Origin of the sequence: Cellulomonas algicola (assembly GCF_019024305.1) — a bacterium.
GTDB classification, from domain to species: domain Bacteria; phylum Actinomycetota; class Actinomycetes; order Actinomycetales; family Cellulomonadaceae; genus Cellulomonas; species Cellulomonas algicola.
In genome coordinates this window covers 560,887-577,781 of sequence record NZ_JAHKSJ010000006.1, presented here as the reverse complement: position 1 = coordinate 577,781, position 16,895 = coordinate 560,887, and the positions used below count along the sequence as shown (strand labels likewise).

The 16,895-nt window shown below is 74.5% G+C and carries 16 protein-coding genes; 11 read left to right on the top strand and 5 right to left on the bottom strand.

Annotation, left to right across the window (positions count from 1 at the left end):
• A complete protein-coding gene (locus KOV94_RS06775; protein ID WP_218051573.1) occupies positions 1-1,239 on the bottom strand; it encodes a DUF418 domain-containing protein in 1,239 nt (412 codons plus the stop codon).
• Positions 1,240-1,585: 346 nt separating this feature from the next.
• Between KOV94_RS06775 and KOV94_RS06770 the strand changes: the two genes are divergently transcribed.
• The 3 genes from KOV94_RS06770 (at position 1,586) to KOV94_RS06760 (ending at position 4,392) form a co-directional block, all read left to right on the top strand.
• On the top strand, positions 1,586-2,830 hold the full coding sequence (locus KOV94_RS06770; protein WP_225916129.1) for a semialdehyde dehydrogenase: 1,245 nt from the start codon (positions 1,586-1,588) through the stop codon (positions 2,828-2,830).
• On the top strand, positions 2,827-4,086 hold the full coding sequence (locus tag KOV94_RS06765) for an NAD(P)/FAD-dependent oxidoreductase (protein WP_218051572.1): 1,260 nt from the start codon (positions 2,827-2,829) through the stop codon (positions 4,084-4,086). Before KOV94_RS06770 ends, KOV94_RS06765 begins: the two co-directional genes overlap by 4 nt.
• A gap of 102 nt (positions 4,087-4,188) precedes the next feature.
• A complete protein-coding gene (locus KOV94_RS06760; protein ID WP_218051571.1) occupies positions 4,189-4,392 on the top strand; it encodes a hypothetical protein in 204 nt (67 codons plus the stop codon).
• Positions 4,393-4,443: 51 nt separating this feature from the next.
• Here the strand turns inward: KOV94_RS06760 and KOV94_RS06755 are convergent, their stop codons facing one another.
• The 4 genes from KOV94_RS06755 to KOV94_RS06740 form a co-directional block, all read right to left on the bottom strand.
• The gene (locus KOV94_RS06755) at positions 4,444-5,022 is read right to left on the bottom strand and encodes a TerD family protein (protein WP_124344306.1); all 579 of its coding nucleotides are present in this window, start codon (positions 5,020-5,022) and stop codon (positions 4,444-4,446) included.
• Between the two features lie 35 nt (positions 5,023-5,057).
• A complete protein-coding gene (locus KOV94_RS06750; protein ID WP_124344307.1) occupies positions 5,058-6,215 on the bottom strand; it encodes a DUF475 domain-containing protein in 1,158 nt (385 codons plus the stop codon).
• A gap of 86 nt (positions 6,216-6,301) precedes the next feature.
• The gene (locus KOV94_RS06745) at positions 6,302-6,880 is read right to left on the bottom strand and encodes a TerD family protein (protein WP_124344308.1); all 579 of its coding nucleotides are present in this window, start codon (positions 6,878-6,880) and stop codon (positions 6,302-6,304) included.
• Positions 6,880-7,455, bottom strand: coding sequence for a TerD family protein (locus tag KOV94_RS06740; protein ID WP_124344309.1), 576 nt, complete (start codon positions 7,453-7,455; stop codon positions 6,880-6,882). The genes KOV94_RS06745 and KOV94_RS06740 overlap by 1 nt, the downstream gene beginning before the upstream one ends.
• A gap of 237 nt (positions 7,456-7,692) precedes the next feature.
• On the opposite strand from KOV94_RS06740, the gene KOV94_RS06735 reads away from it, so the two are divergent.
• The 8 genes from KOV94_RS06735 to KOV94_RS06700 all read left to right on the top strand — a co-directional run bounded on the left by KOV94_RS06735 (position 7,693) and on the right by KOV94_RS06700 (position 16,869).
• Positions 7,693-8,907: a toxic anion resistance protein gene (locus KOV94_RS06735; RefSeq protein WP_124344310.1), complete on the top strand. Its 1,215-nt coding sequence runs from the start codon at positions 7,693-7,695 to the stop codon at positions 8,905-8,907.
• Positions 8,891-9,418 carry a hypothetical protein gene (locus KOV94_RS06730; protein WP_218051570.1) on the top strand — a complete coding sequence of 176 codons (528 nt, stop codon included), beginning with the start codon at positions 8,891-8,893 and terminating at the stop codon, positions 9,416-9,418. Before KOV94_RS06735 ends, KOV94_RS06730 begins: the two co-directional genes overlap by 17 nt.
• Positions 9,419-9,429: 11 nt before the next feature.
• Entirely contained in the window at positions 9,430-9,999 is a 570-nt protein-coding gene (locus tag KOV94_RS06725; protein ID WP_124344312.1) for a TerD family protein, read from the top strand.
• A gap of 227 nt (positions 10,000-10,226) precedes the next feature.
• Positions 10,227-11,129: a hypothetical protein gene (locus KOV94_RS06720; protein WP_124344313.1), complete on the top strand. Its 903-nt coding sequence runs from the start codon at positions 10,227-10,229 to the stop codon at positions 11,127-11,129.
• A gap of 385 nt (positions 11,130-11,514) precedes the next feature.
• Complete coding sequence (locus KOV94_RS06715) at positions 11,515-12,684, top strand: HpcH/HpaI aldolase/citrate lyase family protein (protein ID WP_218051569.1); 1,170 nt, start codon at positions 11,515-11,517, stop codon at positions 12,682-12,684.
• Positions 12,681-15,401 carry a phosphoribosyltransferase gene (locus KOV94_RS06710; RefSeq protein ID WP_218051568.1) on the top strand — a complete coding sequence of 907 codons (2,721 nt, stop codon included), beginning with the start codon at positions 12,681-12,683 and terminating at the stop codon, positions 15,399-15,401. Before KOV94_RS06715 ends, KOV94_RS06710 begins: the two co-directional genes overlap by 4 nt.
• Positions 15,398-16,276: an HAD family hydrolase gene (locus KOV94_RS06705; protein ID WP_218051567.1), complete on the top strand. Its 879-nt coding sequence runs from the start codon at positions 15,398-15,400 to the stop codon at positions 16,274-16,276. The genes KOV94_RS06710 and KOV94_RS06705 overlap by 4 nt, the downstream gene beginning before the upstream one ends.
• The gene (locus KOV94_RS06700; protein ID WP_218051566.1) at positions 16,273-16,869 is read left to right on the top strand and encodes a 1-acyl-sn-glycerol-3-phosphate acyltransferase; all 597 of its coding nucleotides are present in this window, start codon (positions 16,273-16,275) and stop codon (positions 16,867-16,869) included. The genes KOV94_RS06705 and KOV94_RS06700 overlap by 4 nt, the downstream gene beginning before the upstream one ends.
• Positions 16,870-16,895 lie beyond the last annotated feature (26 nt).

The following is a 16,895-nucleotide window of genomic DNA, read 5'->3' as shown; positions in this document are numbered from 1 at the left end:
TCACGCGGCCGACCGTGACCGGCGGCCGTACGTGAGGCGGCGGAGGAGCACCTCGGCAGGTCCCCGGCGGCCCGCGCGGTCGAGCGCGACGGCGACGGCGACCGTGACGAGCCAGACGGTCACAGCGAGCGCGGCGGCCGTCGCCGTGCCGATCCGGCCGCCCAGACCGAGGCCCCACGCGCTCAGCAGCGGCGCGAACATCACGGACTGCAGCAGGTACGACGTGAGCGACCGCTCGCCGACCGCTGTGACGGCCCGCACCACCGGCAGGTCGCGGCGGTCGTGCCAGACGGCCGCGAGCCAGCCGAAGAGGCACACGTACCCGAGGCCCATGACGACGCCCGACGCGATGTGGACGATCTCGAGCACCCCGCCGACGGCGGCCGACGGCTCCCACACGTGCCCGACGACGAGCGCCCACGGCAGGTTGCCGACGACGTTGACGGCGAGCGCCACGACGACGACCTGACCGAGGCGGCGGCGGTGCTCCCACGGGCGGGTCAGCCAGCCCGCACGGGACAGCAGGATGCCGAGCACGACCTGCGGCACGAAGAACAGCAGCACGGCCGCGAGCCCGATCGAGGCGCCCGACGACACCAGCCGCTCGCCGACCGACGCCACGTAGCTCGTCGTCGGGGCGCCGTCGCCACCGAAGCCCTCCTCGAAGAACACCAGCACGACCACGCCCGCGGCGGTGGACAGCAGCGTGCCCGCGGCGAACCAGATCCACAGCGTCACGCGCGACCGGTGCAGGAACGCCAGCGCGACCAGGCCCGTCACGCCGTAGGCCGCGAGGATGTCGCCGCCGAACAGCAGCGCCGAGTGCACGAGGCCCAGCACGACGAGCCACGCGCCGCGCCGCGCCAGCACCCGACGAGCGCCCCTGCGGTCCTCGCCGCGTGCCGCGAGCCGGCTCGCCATCGTCGCGAGCCCGAACCCGTAGAGGATCGCGAACATCGGCCGTGACCGGTCGTCGACGAAGAACGCGGTCAGCGCGTCGACCAGGTGGTCGACGCCCGACCCGCCCGCCGGTCGCCCCCCGGGCCCTGCCTCACCGGTCGACCACAGGTAGCCCCACACGTTCGCGAGCGCGATGAACAGCAGCAGCATGCCGCGCGCGAGGTCCGGGGCCAGCGAGCGGCGGTCCGCCACGTCCGGTGGCGGGGCAGCGACGGTGGCGGCAGCGACGGCGGCCGCGGGTGGGGCGGTCAGGGTCGCGCTGGGCTGGTCGGAGGTCATGGCCCGAACCTAGGGAGCCCGGCACGTGCGTCGACATCCGGGATCCCCCCGGATGTCCCCTCGGGGACACCCCCGCATGCGGCGGGCCTGATGCGGTGCGGATGTCCGCCGGCGGGTGGATGCGCGGGCGCGGGACCAGACCGGCGGGGGACGACGGGCCGTCGACGACGCGACCAGTGGCGGACGCCCCGGGTGCGCGGGCGCGACGAGCATGGGCGTGCAGGGGCGGCCGACCGGGTGACCGACGTATCTGGCCACCGCCGCCGGACCTCTTCACCTCCGTCGCGGCCCCCGGGCTGCACCCACGACCGGCCCAGCGCGGCCGCGATCCCCTGGAGAACCGCCGATGAGTGCCGTCCCGTTCGCGTTCCTGGTCCACCCGCGGGCCCGGGTGTCCGACGACCTCGCGCGCGTCTGGTCGCCGCTCGGTCGCGTCCCCGAGGGCGTCGCCGACCGGGCGGTCCGCCGGCTCCCGCTGCGGCCGTTCACGATGGCCCGGGTGCGCCTGCCCGACGTCACGCCCGACCCGGTCGGTCGCGTGGTGCTCGTCCCGTTCGGCGCCCGGCACATGCTCGAGGCCCCGCACGCCGCGCGCGACCGCGTCGGCGCCGCGGTGGACCTCGCGGCACGGCGGGGCGCCGGGATCGTGGGCCTCGGGGCGCTGACGGCGACGGTCACGTCGGGCGGGTCGACGCTCGCGGGCCGTACCGACATCGGGGTCACCAACGGCAACGCCTACACCGCGGCGATCGTCGAGGACCAGCTGCGGGCGCTGCTCGCCGCCCAGCCGGACCGCGCGCGCCGCGTCGCCGTCGTCGGCGCGACCGGCAGCGTCGGCACGACGCTCGTCCGCCTGCTCGCCCGCGACCGTGCCGTCGAGCACCTGACCCTCGTCGCCCGTGCGGGCGGCCGGCTCGGCGCGCTGGCCGGTGAGGTCTGCCGGCGCGTCCCGACGACGATCTCGACCGACCTGCACGACGTCCGCGCGTGCGACGTCGTCGTGCTTCTCACCGCCGCCGCCGACGCGGTCCTCCGGTCCGAGCACCTCGCCCCCGGCGCGGTCGTGCTCGACGCGACGCAGCCCCGCAACACGTCCCCGGACCTGCTCGTCGAGCGGCCCGACGTGACCGTCGTCGACGGGGGTGTCGTCTCCGTGCCGGGTCTGCGGCTGCGCGGCGGCGACATCGGCCAGCCGCCCGGGTTCACGTACGGCTGCTTCGCCGAGACCGCGCTGCTCGCCCTGTCGGGCCACACCGGCCACTTCTCGCTGGGCGTCCCGACGCTCGACCAGGTCGACCACGTCCGCGCGATCGCCCGCCGCTTCGCGAGCCTCGGGTTCCGCGCCGCCCCGCCGACGACCTTCGGCCGCCCGCTCGCCGTCCCCGCCGCCGACCCGCACCCGACGGTCCTCGCCACGACGAGCCCCGCGACCCGGGCGTCGTCACCGCACACACCGCGAGAGCCGGCAACAACCGCCGGGTCGCCGGCCGTGGTCGGCGGTCCCGGCGGCGCGAGCACGTCGGCGACCGGTGTCGAGGCGGTGGACGGCGTCACCGGGGGCGCGCTCGTCGCGGCAGGAGCGGCGCGGTGACGCGGCGGGTCGTCCTGCTGGGCGGCGGGTACGTGACGCTGCACGCCTACGGCGCCCTCGTGCGCCGCGTCCGGGGGATGCTCCGCGACGGGTCCGTCGAGATCGTCGTGGTGTCCGACAACCTCGTGCACAACTTCCACGGCTTCACCGGCGAGGTCGTGTCGGGCCTGCTGCCCGCACACCTCACGCAGACACCGCTCGCCGAGGCCATGCCGCTCGCGACCGTCGTGCACGCCCGCGTCGAGCACGTCGACCTGTCCGCCCGCACGGTCACGTACCGGCCCGCCGACGGGAGCGCTCGGGGGACCACGTCGTACGACGCGCTCGTCCTCGGCACGGGTGCGGGCGAGCCGGTCGACGAGGTCGACGGCCTGATCGGCCGCGGCCTCACGCTGCGGCACCCGGGCGGTCTGGAGGCGCTTGCGGCCCGCGCCGAGGCGGTCGACGACGACGCCGACCCGGTCGCCGTGGTCGGCGGCGGCCTCGCCGGGGCCGAGCTCGCCGCCGCGCTCGCGGACCGCTGCGGCGGTCGGCCCGGGCGCGTCGTCCTGGTCCACCGCGGCGACCGCGTCGTCCCCGCCCTGCACGCGCGCCGCCCACGCCTCGCCCGGCGGGTCGAGCACGAGCTCGACCGCCTGGGCGTCGACGTCCGCACCGGTGTCGCCGTCACGTCCGCCGACGACGACGGCGTCACGCTCTCCGACGGCACGCGAATCCGCTCGCGCACGGTCCTGGCGACGACGGGTCAGCGACCGGTGCGCCTGCCCGGCACCGAGCCGCTCGCGCGCGACGACGACGGCCGCCTGCGCACGCTGCCCGACCTCACGGTCCGCGACGGGGTCTGGGCCGCGGGCGACGCGGCACGCGTGCTGCACCCGCGCACGCACGAACCGGTCCCCGCGAACGCGTTGTGGGCGATCAAGGCCGGCGACCAGGTGGGCCGCAACGTCGCCCGCGCGCTGCAGAGCCGCCCCGGGCTGCCGTTCCGCTACCTCGGGCTCGGCCAGGGTGCCGCGTTCGGCGTCGGCCACGGCGTCGCCGACATCTGGGGCCTGAGCATCACCGGCCCGCTCGCCTGGACCCTGCGCCTCGTCTTCTTCCTGCGCTTCCTGCCGTCCCGCCGCCGCGCCCACGCGATCCCCGCGGAGCTCCGCCGCCGTCACCGGCGACGTCGCGGGCAGACCGTCCTCTCCGATCGGAGCCTCGACCTCGGGGTCCGTCGCGAGCCGACAGCGCTCACGACCGTCGAGGGCTGACGGCGGCCGACCAGTGATCGAGTGCCGGGAGGAAGGTCGCCGAGGCAGACCGCCGACGTGGTGACGCTGCGGATCGATGACGTTCCCGAGGACGTGCGGGACGTGCTGGCGACGCGGGCACGGAGCGACGGCCTCAGCCTGGAGGCGTACCTGCTCGCGGTGGTGCTGCGCGAGGCGTCGTCCGCCCGCAACCGGGTCCTCGTCAGCGGCCTCAGCGAGTGGACGACGGGTACCGGCGTGACGGGTGAGAACGTCCTCTCCGTCCGCTCGACGAAGGCTGCCGCCAGTGGCTGGGACGACGACTGAGGGCGGGGCACCCCGGAAGGTGACCCGCCCTCAGGCGCTGTGCGGGGTCGGTCAGAGGACCTGCGAGACCGCCGGCAGCATGTCCTTGATCGTGCGGCCGCTGGTGCGGACGCCGAGCGCCGTCATGCTCCAGCCGGCGCCGTCCCGCGTCACCTTCGCCATGATCTGCGCGGTGTGCGAGCCGGAGCCCGACAGGTCGTAGCGGGCGACCTCCTGGCCGGTCGTCTCGTCGATCAGGCGGCAGAACGCGTTCTCGATCTGCGCGAACGTCTCGCCCGTGTAGCTGTTCACGACGAACACGAGCGTCGTGACCGCCGGGTTCACGCCGGTGAGCGCGACGCGGATGGACTCGTCGTCACCGTCGCCCGCACCGGTCCGGTTGTCGCCGGTGTGCTGCACCGCGCCGTCCTTGCTCGCCAGCTGGCTGAACCACACCTGGTCGACGAGCGCACCGTTCGCGTCGAACAGCAGCGCCGAGGCGTCGAGGTCGACCGACTTCTCCTTCGCGCGACCGAACAGGCCCTTGACCTTGATGGCGTCCCAGCCGAGGCCCATGCGGACCTGCGTCAGGGTGCCGCCGTCGGACTTGGTGAGCGAGACGGTCTGGCCCTTGGTGAGGTTGACGGACACGTGCGGCCTTTCGACGGGGCGGGTGGGTCGGGAGGTCAGGGGGTGGACGTCAGCTGCGGCTCGCGGTCGCCCTCCGAGCCGCCCGGGTGCGCGGCGCGCTCCCGACGGTTGCGGCGGACCGACGCGGCGAAGGCCGCACCGATGAACGCGACGCCCACGAGGCCCGTGATGATCTCGTCGACGTGGAAGCCGATGCTGACCAGCAGGATCGCAGCGAGGGCACCGATCGCCCAGTGCGCGCCGTGCTCGAGGTAGACGTACTCGGACAGCGTGCCCTTGCGGACCAGGAACACGGTGATCGACCGGACGAACATCGCGCCGATGAAGCCGAGGCCCAGGGCGATGATGATCGGGTCGGGCGTGATCGCGAAGGCGCCGATGACGCCGTCGAACGAGAACGACGCGTCGAGGACCTCGAGGTAGAGGAAGAGGAAGAAGCCGGCCTTGCCGGTGGCCTTCGCGAGCTCGGTCGGGCCGGAGCGGCCCGTGGACTTCTCGGCGACGGCCTTGTCGGCGACGGCCTCGGCCTCGGCGGGCGCGTCGGCGTCGGCGGCGTCGGGGACGTTGAAGAGCGAGCCCAGACCGTTGACCGCGATGTACGTGATCATGCCGAGCACGCCGGAGACCATGACGATCGCCGGGTCGTCCGCGAGGAGCTCCGCGGCGAGGACGAGCGCGATGCCGCCGACGACGACGGAGAGCTGGTCGAGCTTGCCGATCTTCGCGAGGGGCTTCTCGAGCCAGGACAGCCAGGTGATCTCGCGGTCCTCGAAGATGAAGTCGAGGAAGAGCATGAGCAGGAACATCCCGCCGAACGCCGCGATCTGCGGGTGCGCCTCGTTGAGCAGGTACCCGTAGGTGCCGGGCTCGTGCGGGTCGCCCTTCTCCATCGCGAGGGAGATCGCCTCGACCGGGTTGAGGTTCGCGGTGATGCCGACGATGAGCAGCGGGAAGACGAGCCGCATGCCGAACACGGCGATCGCGATGCCGACGGTGAGGAAGATCCGCTGCCAGAACGGGCTCATCCGCTCGAGGATCTTCGCGTTGACGACCGCGTTGTCGAAGGACAGCGACACCTCGAGGACGCCGAGGATGAGGCACAGCACGAAGGCGTTCCAGCCGCCGTAGAAGAACGCGACGACGAGCGACACGATCGTGACGGCGAGCGACCAGCCGAAGATGCGGAAGAACACGGGACTCTCGATCTCGTGAAGGGGTGGGGGTGGCCGCTGCAGGGCCGACCGCAGTCTAGGAGCGACTGCGGCCGGCCGTGCGGCGGTCAGCCGATCTGGACGCCGAAGTCCGTCGCGATCCCGGCCAGGCCCGTGTCGTAGCCCTGGCCCACCGCGCGGAACTTCCACTCGGCGCCGTTGCGGTAGATCTCCCCGAAGATCATCGCCGTCTCGGTCGAGGCGTCCTCGGACAGGTCGTACCGCGCGAGCTCGTTGCCGTCGGACTGGTCGACGACGCGGATGAACGCGTTGCGCACCTGCCCGAAGCTCTGCTGCCGCGCGGGTGCGTCGTAGATCGAGACGGGGAAGACGATGCGCTGGACGTCGGCGGGCACCGCCGCCAGGTCGAGCACGATCGCCTCGTCGTCCCCGTCGCCCTCGCCCGTCCGGTTGTCGCCCGTGTGCGTCACGGACCCGTCCGGGCTGGTCAGGTTGTTGTAGAAGACGAAGTGCGCGTCCGACAGGACCTTGCCGTTCGCACCGACCAGCAGCGCGCTGGCGTCGAGGTCGAACCCGGCACCCGTCGTGGTGCGGACGTCCCAGCCGAGCCCGACGAGCGCCTTCGTGAGGTTCGGCGCCTCCTTCGTCAGGGAGACGTTGCCGCCCTTGGCGAGGACGACGCCCATCAGACGCCGACGCCGAAGTCGCGGGCGATGCCCGCGAGACCGGACGCGTAGCCCTGGCCGACCGCGCGGAACTTCCACTCCTCGCCGTTGCGGTACAGCTCGCCGAAGACCATCGCCGTCTCGGTCGACGCGTCCTCGGAGAGGTCGTAGCGCGCGAGCTCGCTGTTGTCCGCCTGGTTCACGACGCGGATGAACGCGTTGCGCACCTGGCCGAACGTCTGACGGCGGTTGTCGGCGTCGTAGATCGAGACGGGGAAGACGATCTTGTCGGCCTCGGCCGGCACACCGGCGAGGTTGACCTTGAGCTGCTCGTCGTCGCCCTCGCCCTCACCCGTGAGGTTGTCGCCGAGGTGCTGCACGGAGCCGTCGGCGCTCGTGAGGTTGTTGAAGAAGACGAAGTGCTTGTCCGAGAGGACCTTGCCGTCGGCGCCGACCACGATCGCCGAGGCGTCGAGGTCGAAGTCGTCGCCGGTCGTCGTGCGCAGGTCCCAGCCGAGACCGACGACGACCGCGGTCAGCCCGGGCGCCGCCTTCGTCAGGCTGACGTTCCCGCCCTTGGTGAGGCTGAGAGACACGTGCTCCTCCTTCGCGGACCGGGGGGAGCGGCTCTCCCGCCCGTCGGACGATCCCAACGACCGTTCCGGCGCCGGGGTTCCGAGCGATGCTATCCACGCGGACCGGGCCACGACGTCGGTCCGCAGGAGGATCCGCCCGGCCGGACGAGCACACGCACCCCCGCCGCGTCCTAGAGTCGTTCCCGTGCCCGGCGGCGCCGGGCCACCCGCCCGAACGCCCTGCCTGGAGGTCTCCCCATGTCCGAGCTCGACCTCGGGTCGACGCCCACCGCCCCCGCCCCTGCGGCGCCGGCGCCCGGTGCGCTCGTCCTCACGCCGCCCGCCGCGGTCGTCGTGGTCAAGGAGGAGCAGGCCGTCGGGGCCGTGCCGCTCGAGGACGCGAAGCAGGTCGAGCTGCGGACGAAGGCGAACGCGTTCGTCGCCGAGCTCACCGCGATCGACGCGAAGTCGCCCGCGTTCAGCCAGAAGGTCGCGTCGATCACCTCGATGGGCGAGCAGGACATGCGCGCCGCCGCGACCGTGTCGAGCCGCATGCTCGACCGCCCTGCCGCGATCGTGAAGGGCAAGAACACCGGCGACGCCCAGACGCGCGTCGCGAACACGCTCGTCGACCTGCGCAACACCGTGACGGACCTCGACCCGAACCGGGCCGACCTCACGGGCGCCAAGAAGGTCCTCAAGTGGATCCCGGGCGGCTCGAAGATCGACCAGTACTTCGCGAAGTACCAGTCGGCGCAGCAGCACCTCGACGCGATCATCAAGGCGCTCGCGTCCGGCCAGGACGAGCTCCGCAAGGACAACGCGGCCATCGAGACCGAGAAGGCGAACCTCTGGGCCGCGATGGGCCGCCTCGCCGAGTACAACTCGCTCGCGTCCGCGCTCGACGACGCGCTCGTCGAGAAGATCGCGCAGCTCGAGGCCGCGGGTCGCCAGGAGGACGCCGACGCCGTGCGCGCCGACGCGCTGTTCCCCGTGCGCCAGCGCCGCCAGGACTTCATGACGCAGATGGCCGTGTCCGTGCAGGGCTACATGGCGCTCGACCTGGTCCGCCGCAACAACCTCGAGCTCATCAAGGGCGTCGACCGCGCGCAGACCACGACCGTCGCCGCGCTGCGGACCGCCGTCATCGTCGCGCAGGCGCTCTCGCGCCAGAAGCTCGTGCTCGACCAGATCACGGCGCTCAACACCGTCACCTCGAACCTCATCGAGTCGACGTCCGAGCAGCTCAAGATCCAGGGCGCGGCGATCAACCAGCAGGCGTCCGAGGCGACGCTCGACGTCGCGAAGCTGCAGGCCGCGTTCGACAACGTCTTCCAGACGATGGACGCGCTCGACACCTTCCGCGCGCAGGCCGTCGACTCCATGGCGCAGACCGTCACCGCCCTCGAGGGCCAGATCCAGCGCGCCCAGCCGTACCTGGAGCGCACCCGCCGGCGTGAGCTCGAGTCCTGAGAGCGGCGGTCGCCGCCGGGGGTTCTGGCAGCGGCTGCGCGACCGCGACGAGCCCGTCGCCGTCGTGCAGCCGCCGGTCGCGTCCGGCGACAGCCCCGCCGAGCTGCGCCGTGCCGTCGCCGAGGTCGTCCGCCTGGTCAACTCCCGGTCGGGCGACCTGCCCGTCGCAGCCGTCGTCAACGCGCGCCGCCTGACCGACCTGCTGCGCGAGGTCGTCGACACCGCCGAGGTCCGCCCGCTCGACGTGTACGCCGTGATGTCCGTGCAGGGCACCGCGACGGACTACCTGCCGACGACTCTGCGGTCGTACCTCGCCGTCGGCGAGTCGCTGCGCGACGTCCCGCGGGGGAGCGGCGTGACGCCGACGCAGGCGCTGATGATCCAGATCGACACCCTCACGACGTCCGTCGCGGCCACCCTCGACGCCGTGCAGCACCAGGACGCCGACGCCCTCATGACGCAGGGCTCGTTCCTCCGTACGAAGTTCGCCCGCTCCGACCTGGACCTGTGAGCAGACCTCTGATGGCAGCCCGACCCATGCCCCGTGGCGGCAACGCCAACCTCACGCGCGAGATCCCGCACCTCACGGGCGTCGTCGTCGGCGTCGCGCTCGCGTCGCCCGAGACGGTGCTCGTCGACAACCTCGTCGTCGCGACCCTGCTGTGCGACGACGCGACCCAGCTGCTCTCGCGCGAGCACGTCGTGTTCTTCAACCAGCTCACGTCGCCCGACCTGTCCGTCGCGCAGCTCGAGAAGGCCCGGTCCACCGGCGACCTCGAGCAGATCGAGGTCGACCTGCGCGACGTGCCGCCCGAGGTGTCGCGCATCGTCGTCGTCGCCTACATCAACGAGGGCCTGGGCCACCGGCGCTCGCTCGGGCAGCTGCGCGAGGCGCGCGTCCGGGTGCTCGACCTCGCCGGGGACGACGAGCTCGTCGTGTCCGAGAACCTCGCGCCCGCGCTGTCGACCGAGACCGGCCTCGTGCTCGCCGAGCTCTATCGCAACGGCCCGCACTGGAAGTTCAAGGTCGTCGGGCAGGGGTACGCCGACGGGATCGCGGGCATCCTGCGCGACCACGGCCTGCGGTCGTGAGCGGCGTCGGCCTCGGCCCGGCGGGGGCTCCGCCGCGGCACGACCTGCCCTGGCTGCGGCGCCGGCGACTGCACCCGGACGCCCCGGCTCGTCCCGCCCCGGGTGGGACGTCGTCGGGTGCGTCGTCGGGTGCCCGACCCGCCCGTGGGACGTCCGCGCCCGAGACGTCGCTCGACCTCTCGCGTCCGTCCGCGACGCCCGCGCGGCCTGCCGCTCCTGCGCCGGCCGTGCCGGCGTCCCCCGCTCCGCGACCGTCCGCGTCGCAGGGCACGTCGCTCGACCTGTCCGCGCCCTCCTCCGCGCCGGCGGGTGGGACGTCGCTCGACCTGTCGCCGTCGTCGTCGTCCGGGACGTCGCTGGACCTGCCGTCGTCCGCGCGCCCGTCGGCGCCGGCGTCCGCGTCCGGGACGTCGCTGGACCTGTCGTCGCCCGCGCGTGGGTCGTCGGCGCCGGCAGGCGCGTCGCTCGACCTGTCCGGCGCGACGACCCCCACGGCGGCGTCGCGACCGGTGCGCCCGCGTCCGTCCGCGGCGGCCGGCGACCTCGTGCTCGGCTACGCGCCCGACCGGCTGGCACCGGGTGGGCGCGCGTCGCTCACCGACGACCGCCCGACGCTCACGCTCGACCGCCTCCAGTCCGGGATCGGTGTGCTGACCGTCCGGGCGGCGGTGTCGGAGCACATCGGCGACCTGCGGCTCGCGGCGGCGTACCGGCTCGCGACAGGGGAGTCGTCGGTGCTCGACGAGGCGCGCGGGCTGTCCGTCGCGCCGGTCGGCACCTCGCGCTACGTCGTCGTCGCCGCGCGGGACCACGGTGACGTCCTGCGCCTCGACCTGCGGCAGGTCCGGCGGCTCGAGCGGCTCGTCGTGCTCGCCTTCTCGCCGTCCGGGGAGACGCTCCGGTGGGGCGGGGCGCTGCTCGTCGAGACGGCGGACGGCGCGCGCGTCGACGTCGCGCTCGACCGTGAGCCCGCGTCGGGCGTGCTCGTCGCGCTGTCGATCACGCAGGTCGCGGGCGAGCTCGTGCTGCGCGCGGAGGACGAGCTGGTCCACGGCACCTTCCGCGACGCGTGCCTGGCGTACGGCTTCACGTCGATCACGTGGGTCGACCCCTGGACCCCCCTCACCTGACCGCGGCGTCCACGACGGATCGACGCCCCGCGCCACCGCACGACCCACGCTCGACCGGCGCCCGCGCCACCGCACGACCCACGCTCGACCGGCGCGACCCGGGGCTGGGTACCGCTCAGGGCACCGCACCGGTCACCAGGCCCGGGTCGACGGCGTCGGGGCCGCGAGGGTGACACCGGCGCGAGGACGGGCCGGTCGGGTGGGCGGCGCGACCGCTGTCGGCGGCGGCGGAACCCACGGTGTGCACCGGACGTTCACCTGGACGCGCGGTGCACGTAGCACCGCTGGGCTACCGTGTGCGCGCGCCCCGCACCACCCCCTGCGGCGGGCCGCTGACGGACGGAGTCGACATGCAGGTCACCACACCCCCGGGACCGGGCGCCGCGTGAGCGCGCGCCACTTCTCGCACCTGCCCGACGAGGACGTCGAGCGCCTGTTCTCCCGGCCGCCCGAGGCGCTGGGCCGCTCGTGCCCGCCCGCGCTGCTCGCGGTGGCGCTGGGCGCGACGCTCTACATGCCCGGCACGCGGCCGCAGCTGGCCCCTGACCTGGTGCGACGTGCCGCCGCGGGTGCCGTGAGCTCGGTCGTGTGCCTGGAGGACGCGGTCGCCGACGCGGACGTCCCGGAGGCCGAGCGCAACGTCGTCGCGCAGCTCCGCGAGCTCGCCCGCGACGAGGCCGCCGCGCCGTTCGTGTTCGTGCGCGTGCGCAACCCCGAGCAGATCCCGGCGATCGTCACGGCCCTCGGCGACGACGCGCGCATCCTGTCGGGCTTCGTGCTGCCGAAGTTCACCGAGACGCACGGCGCGGCCTTCCTCGACGCGGTCGACGACACGGCGGCGACGGCGGGCGTCCGGCTGCTCGCGATGCCCGTCATCGAGTCGCCCGAGATCATCCACCGCGAGACGCGCGAGGACGCGCTGCTCGGCGTGCAGCGGCTCCTCGACAAGCACCGCTCGTCGGTGCTCGCGGTCCGGACCGGCGCGACGGACCTGTGCAGCGTCTACGGGATCCGGCGCGGGCGGGACCTGACGATCTGGGACGTGCGGCTCGTCGCGGGCGTGCTCACCGACGTGATCAACGTCCTGGGCCGCGCGGACGGCACCGGGTTCGTCGTCACCGGGCCCGTGTGGGAGTACTTCAGCAGCGACGAGCGGCTGTTCAAGCCGCAGCTGCGGCACACGCCGTTCGACCAGCACGACGCGAACCGCCTGCGCGCCGACCTCATCACGCGCGACCTGGACGGACTCATCCGCGAGGTCGTGCTGGACAAGGTCAACGGCCTCACCGGCAAGACCGTCATCCACCCCAGCCACGTGCCCGTGGTGCACGCCCTGTCCGTCGTCACGCACGAGGAGTACGCCGACGCGACCGACGTCCTGGAGGCGGCCGGCCGGTCCGGCGTCTCCGCGTCGCGCTACGGCAACAAGATGAACGAGTCGAAGCCGCACCTGTCCTGGGCCGAGCGGACGATCCTGCGCGCACGGGCCTTCGGGGTCGCCGCAGAGGACGTCGGCCTCGTCGACCTGCTGGCCGCGACGGCGGGACGCGCGTGACGGCGCACGTCGACGCGCCCCGCTCGGACGCGCCCGGCGCTGCGTCGGCGGTGACGTGGACCGGTGCGTGGGTGTCGGACCGGCTCGACCTCACCCTGCGGACGACCGGATCCGCCGTCGGCCTCGACCTGACGGACCTCGTCGGGCTCGCGGTGCGCCGCAACCCGCGCCGCGCGCACCTGCTCGTGTCCCGCGTGCTCGGCAAGCACGTCCCGACGGACCCGCGCGTGGTCCGCGGCGCAGGCCTGCTGCTGGGCGCGCTCGCGTCGCGGTCGCTCGTCGGGCCGCCGCCGGTCGAGGCGGCGGACACCGGCGCGGACCTTGACGACCGCCTGCTGAGCGCGGGCGCCGTCCTGCGCGACGCCCTCGACGGCGACCCCGTCGCGCCCACGCTCCTGCCCGGCGTCGTCGCGGACCTGGTGGCCGACGTGACGGCGCCGGCCGTCGTGCTCGGGTACGCGGAGACGGCGACGGCCCTCGGTCACGCGGTCGCCGACGCGCTCGGCGGTGCGCCGTACCTGCACTCGACGCGGCGACCCGTCGCGGGCGTGCCGTCGGTCGGGGCGTTCGAGGAGGACCACTCGCACGCGACGACGCACCTGCTCCTCCCGGCCGACCCGGCGCTGCTCGCGTCGGCCGCACCGCTCGTGCTCGTCGACGACGAGCTGTCCACCGGCACGACCGCGCTGCACACGATCGAGGCCGTGCACCGGCTCGCGGTGCGGGACCGGTACGTCGTCGCGACGCTCGTCGACCTGCGCACCGACGACGACCGCGCCCGCGCCGCCGCTCTCGCCGACCGCCTGGGCACGCGCATCGACGTCGTCGCGCTGGCCGCGGGACAGGTCGAGGCCCCGGCCGACGTGGTGACCCGCGGCGCGACGCTCGTCGCGGAGGTCGACGCCGCCGCGCCCGCGGGCCCGAGACGCGCCGACGACGCGGGTCCGGGCCGGGCACCGGTGCGGCGCGTCGACGTCGGCTGGCCGGCGACGCTGCCCGAGACGGGGCGGCACGGCGTCGACGCGGACGACCGACGCACCCTCGACGTCACGCTCCCGGCCTGCGCGGCCGCGCTGCGCGACGCGCTCGCGGACGGCCCGTCGGGTGCGCTCGTCGCCGGGGACCGCGTCCTCGTCCTCGGGACCGAGGAGCTCATGGACGCACCGCTGCGACTCGCCGAGGCGCTGGCGGTCACGCTCGACGGCACGGCCGAGGTGCGCTTCTCGACGACGACGCGCTCGCCGGTCCTGGCCGTCGACGACGCGGCGTACGCGATCCGCTCGTCGCTGACCTTCCCGGCGCACGACGACCCCGCCGACGCGGCGCCCGGTGACCCCGGCCACCGCCGGTTCGCCTACAACGTGGCGCCGACCACGCCCGGCGACCGGTTCGACGCCGTCGTCGTGGTGACCGACGCGCCGGGCGACACCGCGGCGCTGACCGCACCGGCCGGGCTGCTGGACGAGGTCGCCGCGCACAGCGACGACGTCCTGCTCGTGGTGCTCCCGGACGCCGCGGCGCAGCGCGCGACGGCGACCCGCGCGGCCGGCGTCGTCCTGCCCGAGCCGCTGCGGGGTCCCGCGTTCGGGTCGTACGCGCCCGACGAGGTGACGTGGCTGCTCACGGACCTGTCGGGCGTGGCGCTCGAGGCGCCCGTCGAGGAGCGCGAGGAGGCCGTGCAGTCGGGCGGCGCGCACTACGCGGAGTCGCTGCCGGTCGAGTACCAGCCGAGCGCGGCGTACGTGCGGCTGTTCGCCGAGGCGCTCGAGGCGGGTGCGGAGCGGCTCGCGCACGCGGTCGGCGTGGTCGCGGAGCAGATCCTGGCGGCGCGCGGCGACGGCGCGACGCTCGTGTCGCTGGCCCGTGCGGGCACGCCGGTCGGCATCCTGGTCCGCCGCTGGGCGCAGCTCGTGCACGACGTCGACCTGCCGCACCACGCGGTGTCGATCGTGCGGGGCCGCGGGATCGACGACGTCGCGCTGCGGTACCTCGCGGCGCACCACGACCCGGCGTCGGTGGTGTTCGTCGACGGCTGGACGGGCAAGGGCGCGATCGCGCGCGAGCTCGACGCCGCGCTGGTCGACCACGAGCGGCGCACCGGCGTCGCGTTCCCGCGCGACCTCGCGGTGCTCGCCGACCCGGGCCGCTGCGTGCGGCTCGCGGGGACGCGCGACGACTTCCTCGTGCCGTCGGCGTGCCTGAACTCGACGGTGTCGGGGCTCGTGTCGCGCACGGTGCTCAACCGCGACCTCATCGGCCCGGACCAGTTCCACGGGGCGAAGTTCTACGCCGACCTCGCGCCCGCGGACGTGTCGGGGCGGTTCCTCGACGCGGTCGCGGCGCGCTTCGGCGACGTGCGTGACGCCGTCGAGCGCGACTGGCGCGGCCTGGCCGACGCGCACGCCGACGTCGACTGGGCGGGCTGGGCCGCGGTCGAGCGGATCGTCGAGGAGTACGGCATCGGGGACGTCAACCTCGTGAAGCCGGGCGTGGGCGAGACGACGCGCGTGCTGCTGCGCCGCGTACCGTGGCGTGTCCTCGTCCGCCCTGACGTCGACCCCGCCGACGTCGCGCACGTCCGGCACCTGGCCGCCGAACGAGGAGTACCCGTGGAGACCGTCGCCGACCTGCCCTACTCGTGCGTGGGCCTCATCCACCCGCGGTTCACCGCCGGCGCGACGGGCGCCGACGGCCTGACCGTGCGGGGTGACGCGTGAGCGCCGTGGTGGTCGCGTGCGACCTGGACCGGACGCTCATCTACTCGGCGGCGGCGCTGCGGCTCGGCGGCGACGACGAGCAGGCGCCCGCGATGACGGTCGCGGAGGTGTTCGAGGGCGAGCCGGTGTCGTTCTGGACGCGCGACGCGGAGGAGATGATCGGCGACCTCGTCGAGGCGGCGTGGTTCGTCCCGACGACGACGCGCACCCGCAAGCAGTACGCGCGCGTGCGCTTCCCCGAGCCGGGTCCGCGGTACGCGGTGACGTCGAACGGCGGCCACATCCTCGTCGACGGCGAGCCGTGCGCCGACTGGACGGCGACCGTGCACGCGCGGCTGGGGGAGTGCGCGCCGCTCGCGGAGGTCGTCGAGCACCTGCGCGTCGTCGCCGAGCAGCCGTGGGTCCGCAAGCACCGCGTCGCGGAGGACCTGTTCACGTACCTCGTCGTCCACCGCGACCTGCTGCCGCCGACGTTCGTCGACGACCTCACCGCGTGGTGCGCGGCGCGCGGGTGGACGGTGTCGCTGCAGGGGCGCAAGGTGTACTGCGTGCCCGCCCCGCTGACGAAGTCCGCCGCGGTCGCCGAGGTCGCGCAGCGCGTCGGCGCCGACCTCACGTTCGCAGCCGGCGACTCGCTGCTCGACGCCGACCTGCTCGTGGCGGCCGACCGGGCGTTCCGCCCGGCCCACGGCGAGCTGCACGAGGCCGGCTGGCAGACCCCGCACCTCACGGTGACGCGCCGTGCGGGCGTCGCGGGCGGCGAGGAGATCGTCGCGCGCCTGCTCGCGGCGGTGCGCGCGCAGGCCGGTACGTCCGGTGCTCGCGGTGCGGCCGGTGTCCCCGGCGCGACGGTCGACGCGGTGGCGGGCTCGTGAGCGTCCGCCGCACGGTCGCGCGCGCGTACTGGCGGGTCAGCCGCTGGACGCTGCGCACCGAGCGCGTCCCGGCGGACGGTGCGGGCCTGCTCATCGGCGCCCCGCACACGTCGAACTGGGACTTCGTGCTGATGCTGGCCATCGCGGGCGAGGCGGACCTGACGTTCCGCTGGCTCGGCAAGCACACGCTGTTCCGCGGCGTCGCGGGCCCGCTCATGCGGGCGCTCGGCGGCATCCCCGTCGACCGGCGCGACCCGGCCGGGCTGGTCGACGAGATCGTCGCGCGGCTGGGTGGCGGCGAACGGTTCTACCTGGTCGTCACGCCCGAGGGGACGCGCCGCGGCGACGGCTGGAAGTCCGGCTTCTACCGCATCGCGCGCGCGACCGACCTGCCCGTGACGCTCGGCTACGTCGACCGCACGACGCGCACGACGGGCCTGGGGCCGACGCTCACGCTGACCGGTGACGTGCGTGCCGACATGGACGAGATCCGTGCGTTCTACGCCGACAAGGCCGGCCACACCCCGTCCCGCCGCACCGAGCCGCGCCTCCGCGACGAGTCCCCGACCCCGCCACCGCCCCCGCCGGCCTGACGCGTCCGGCCCGCGCACTCCGTCGC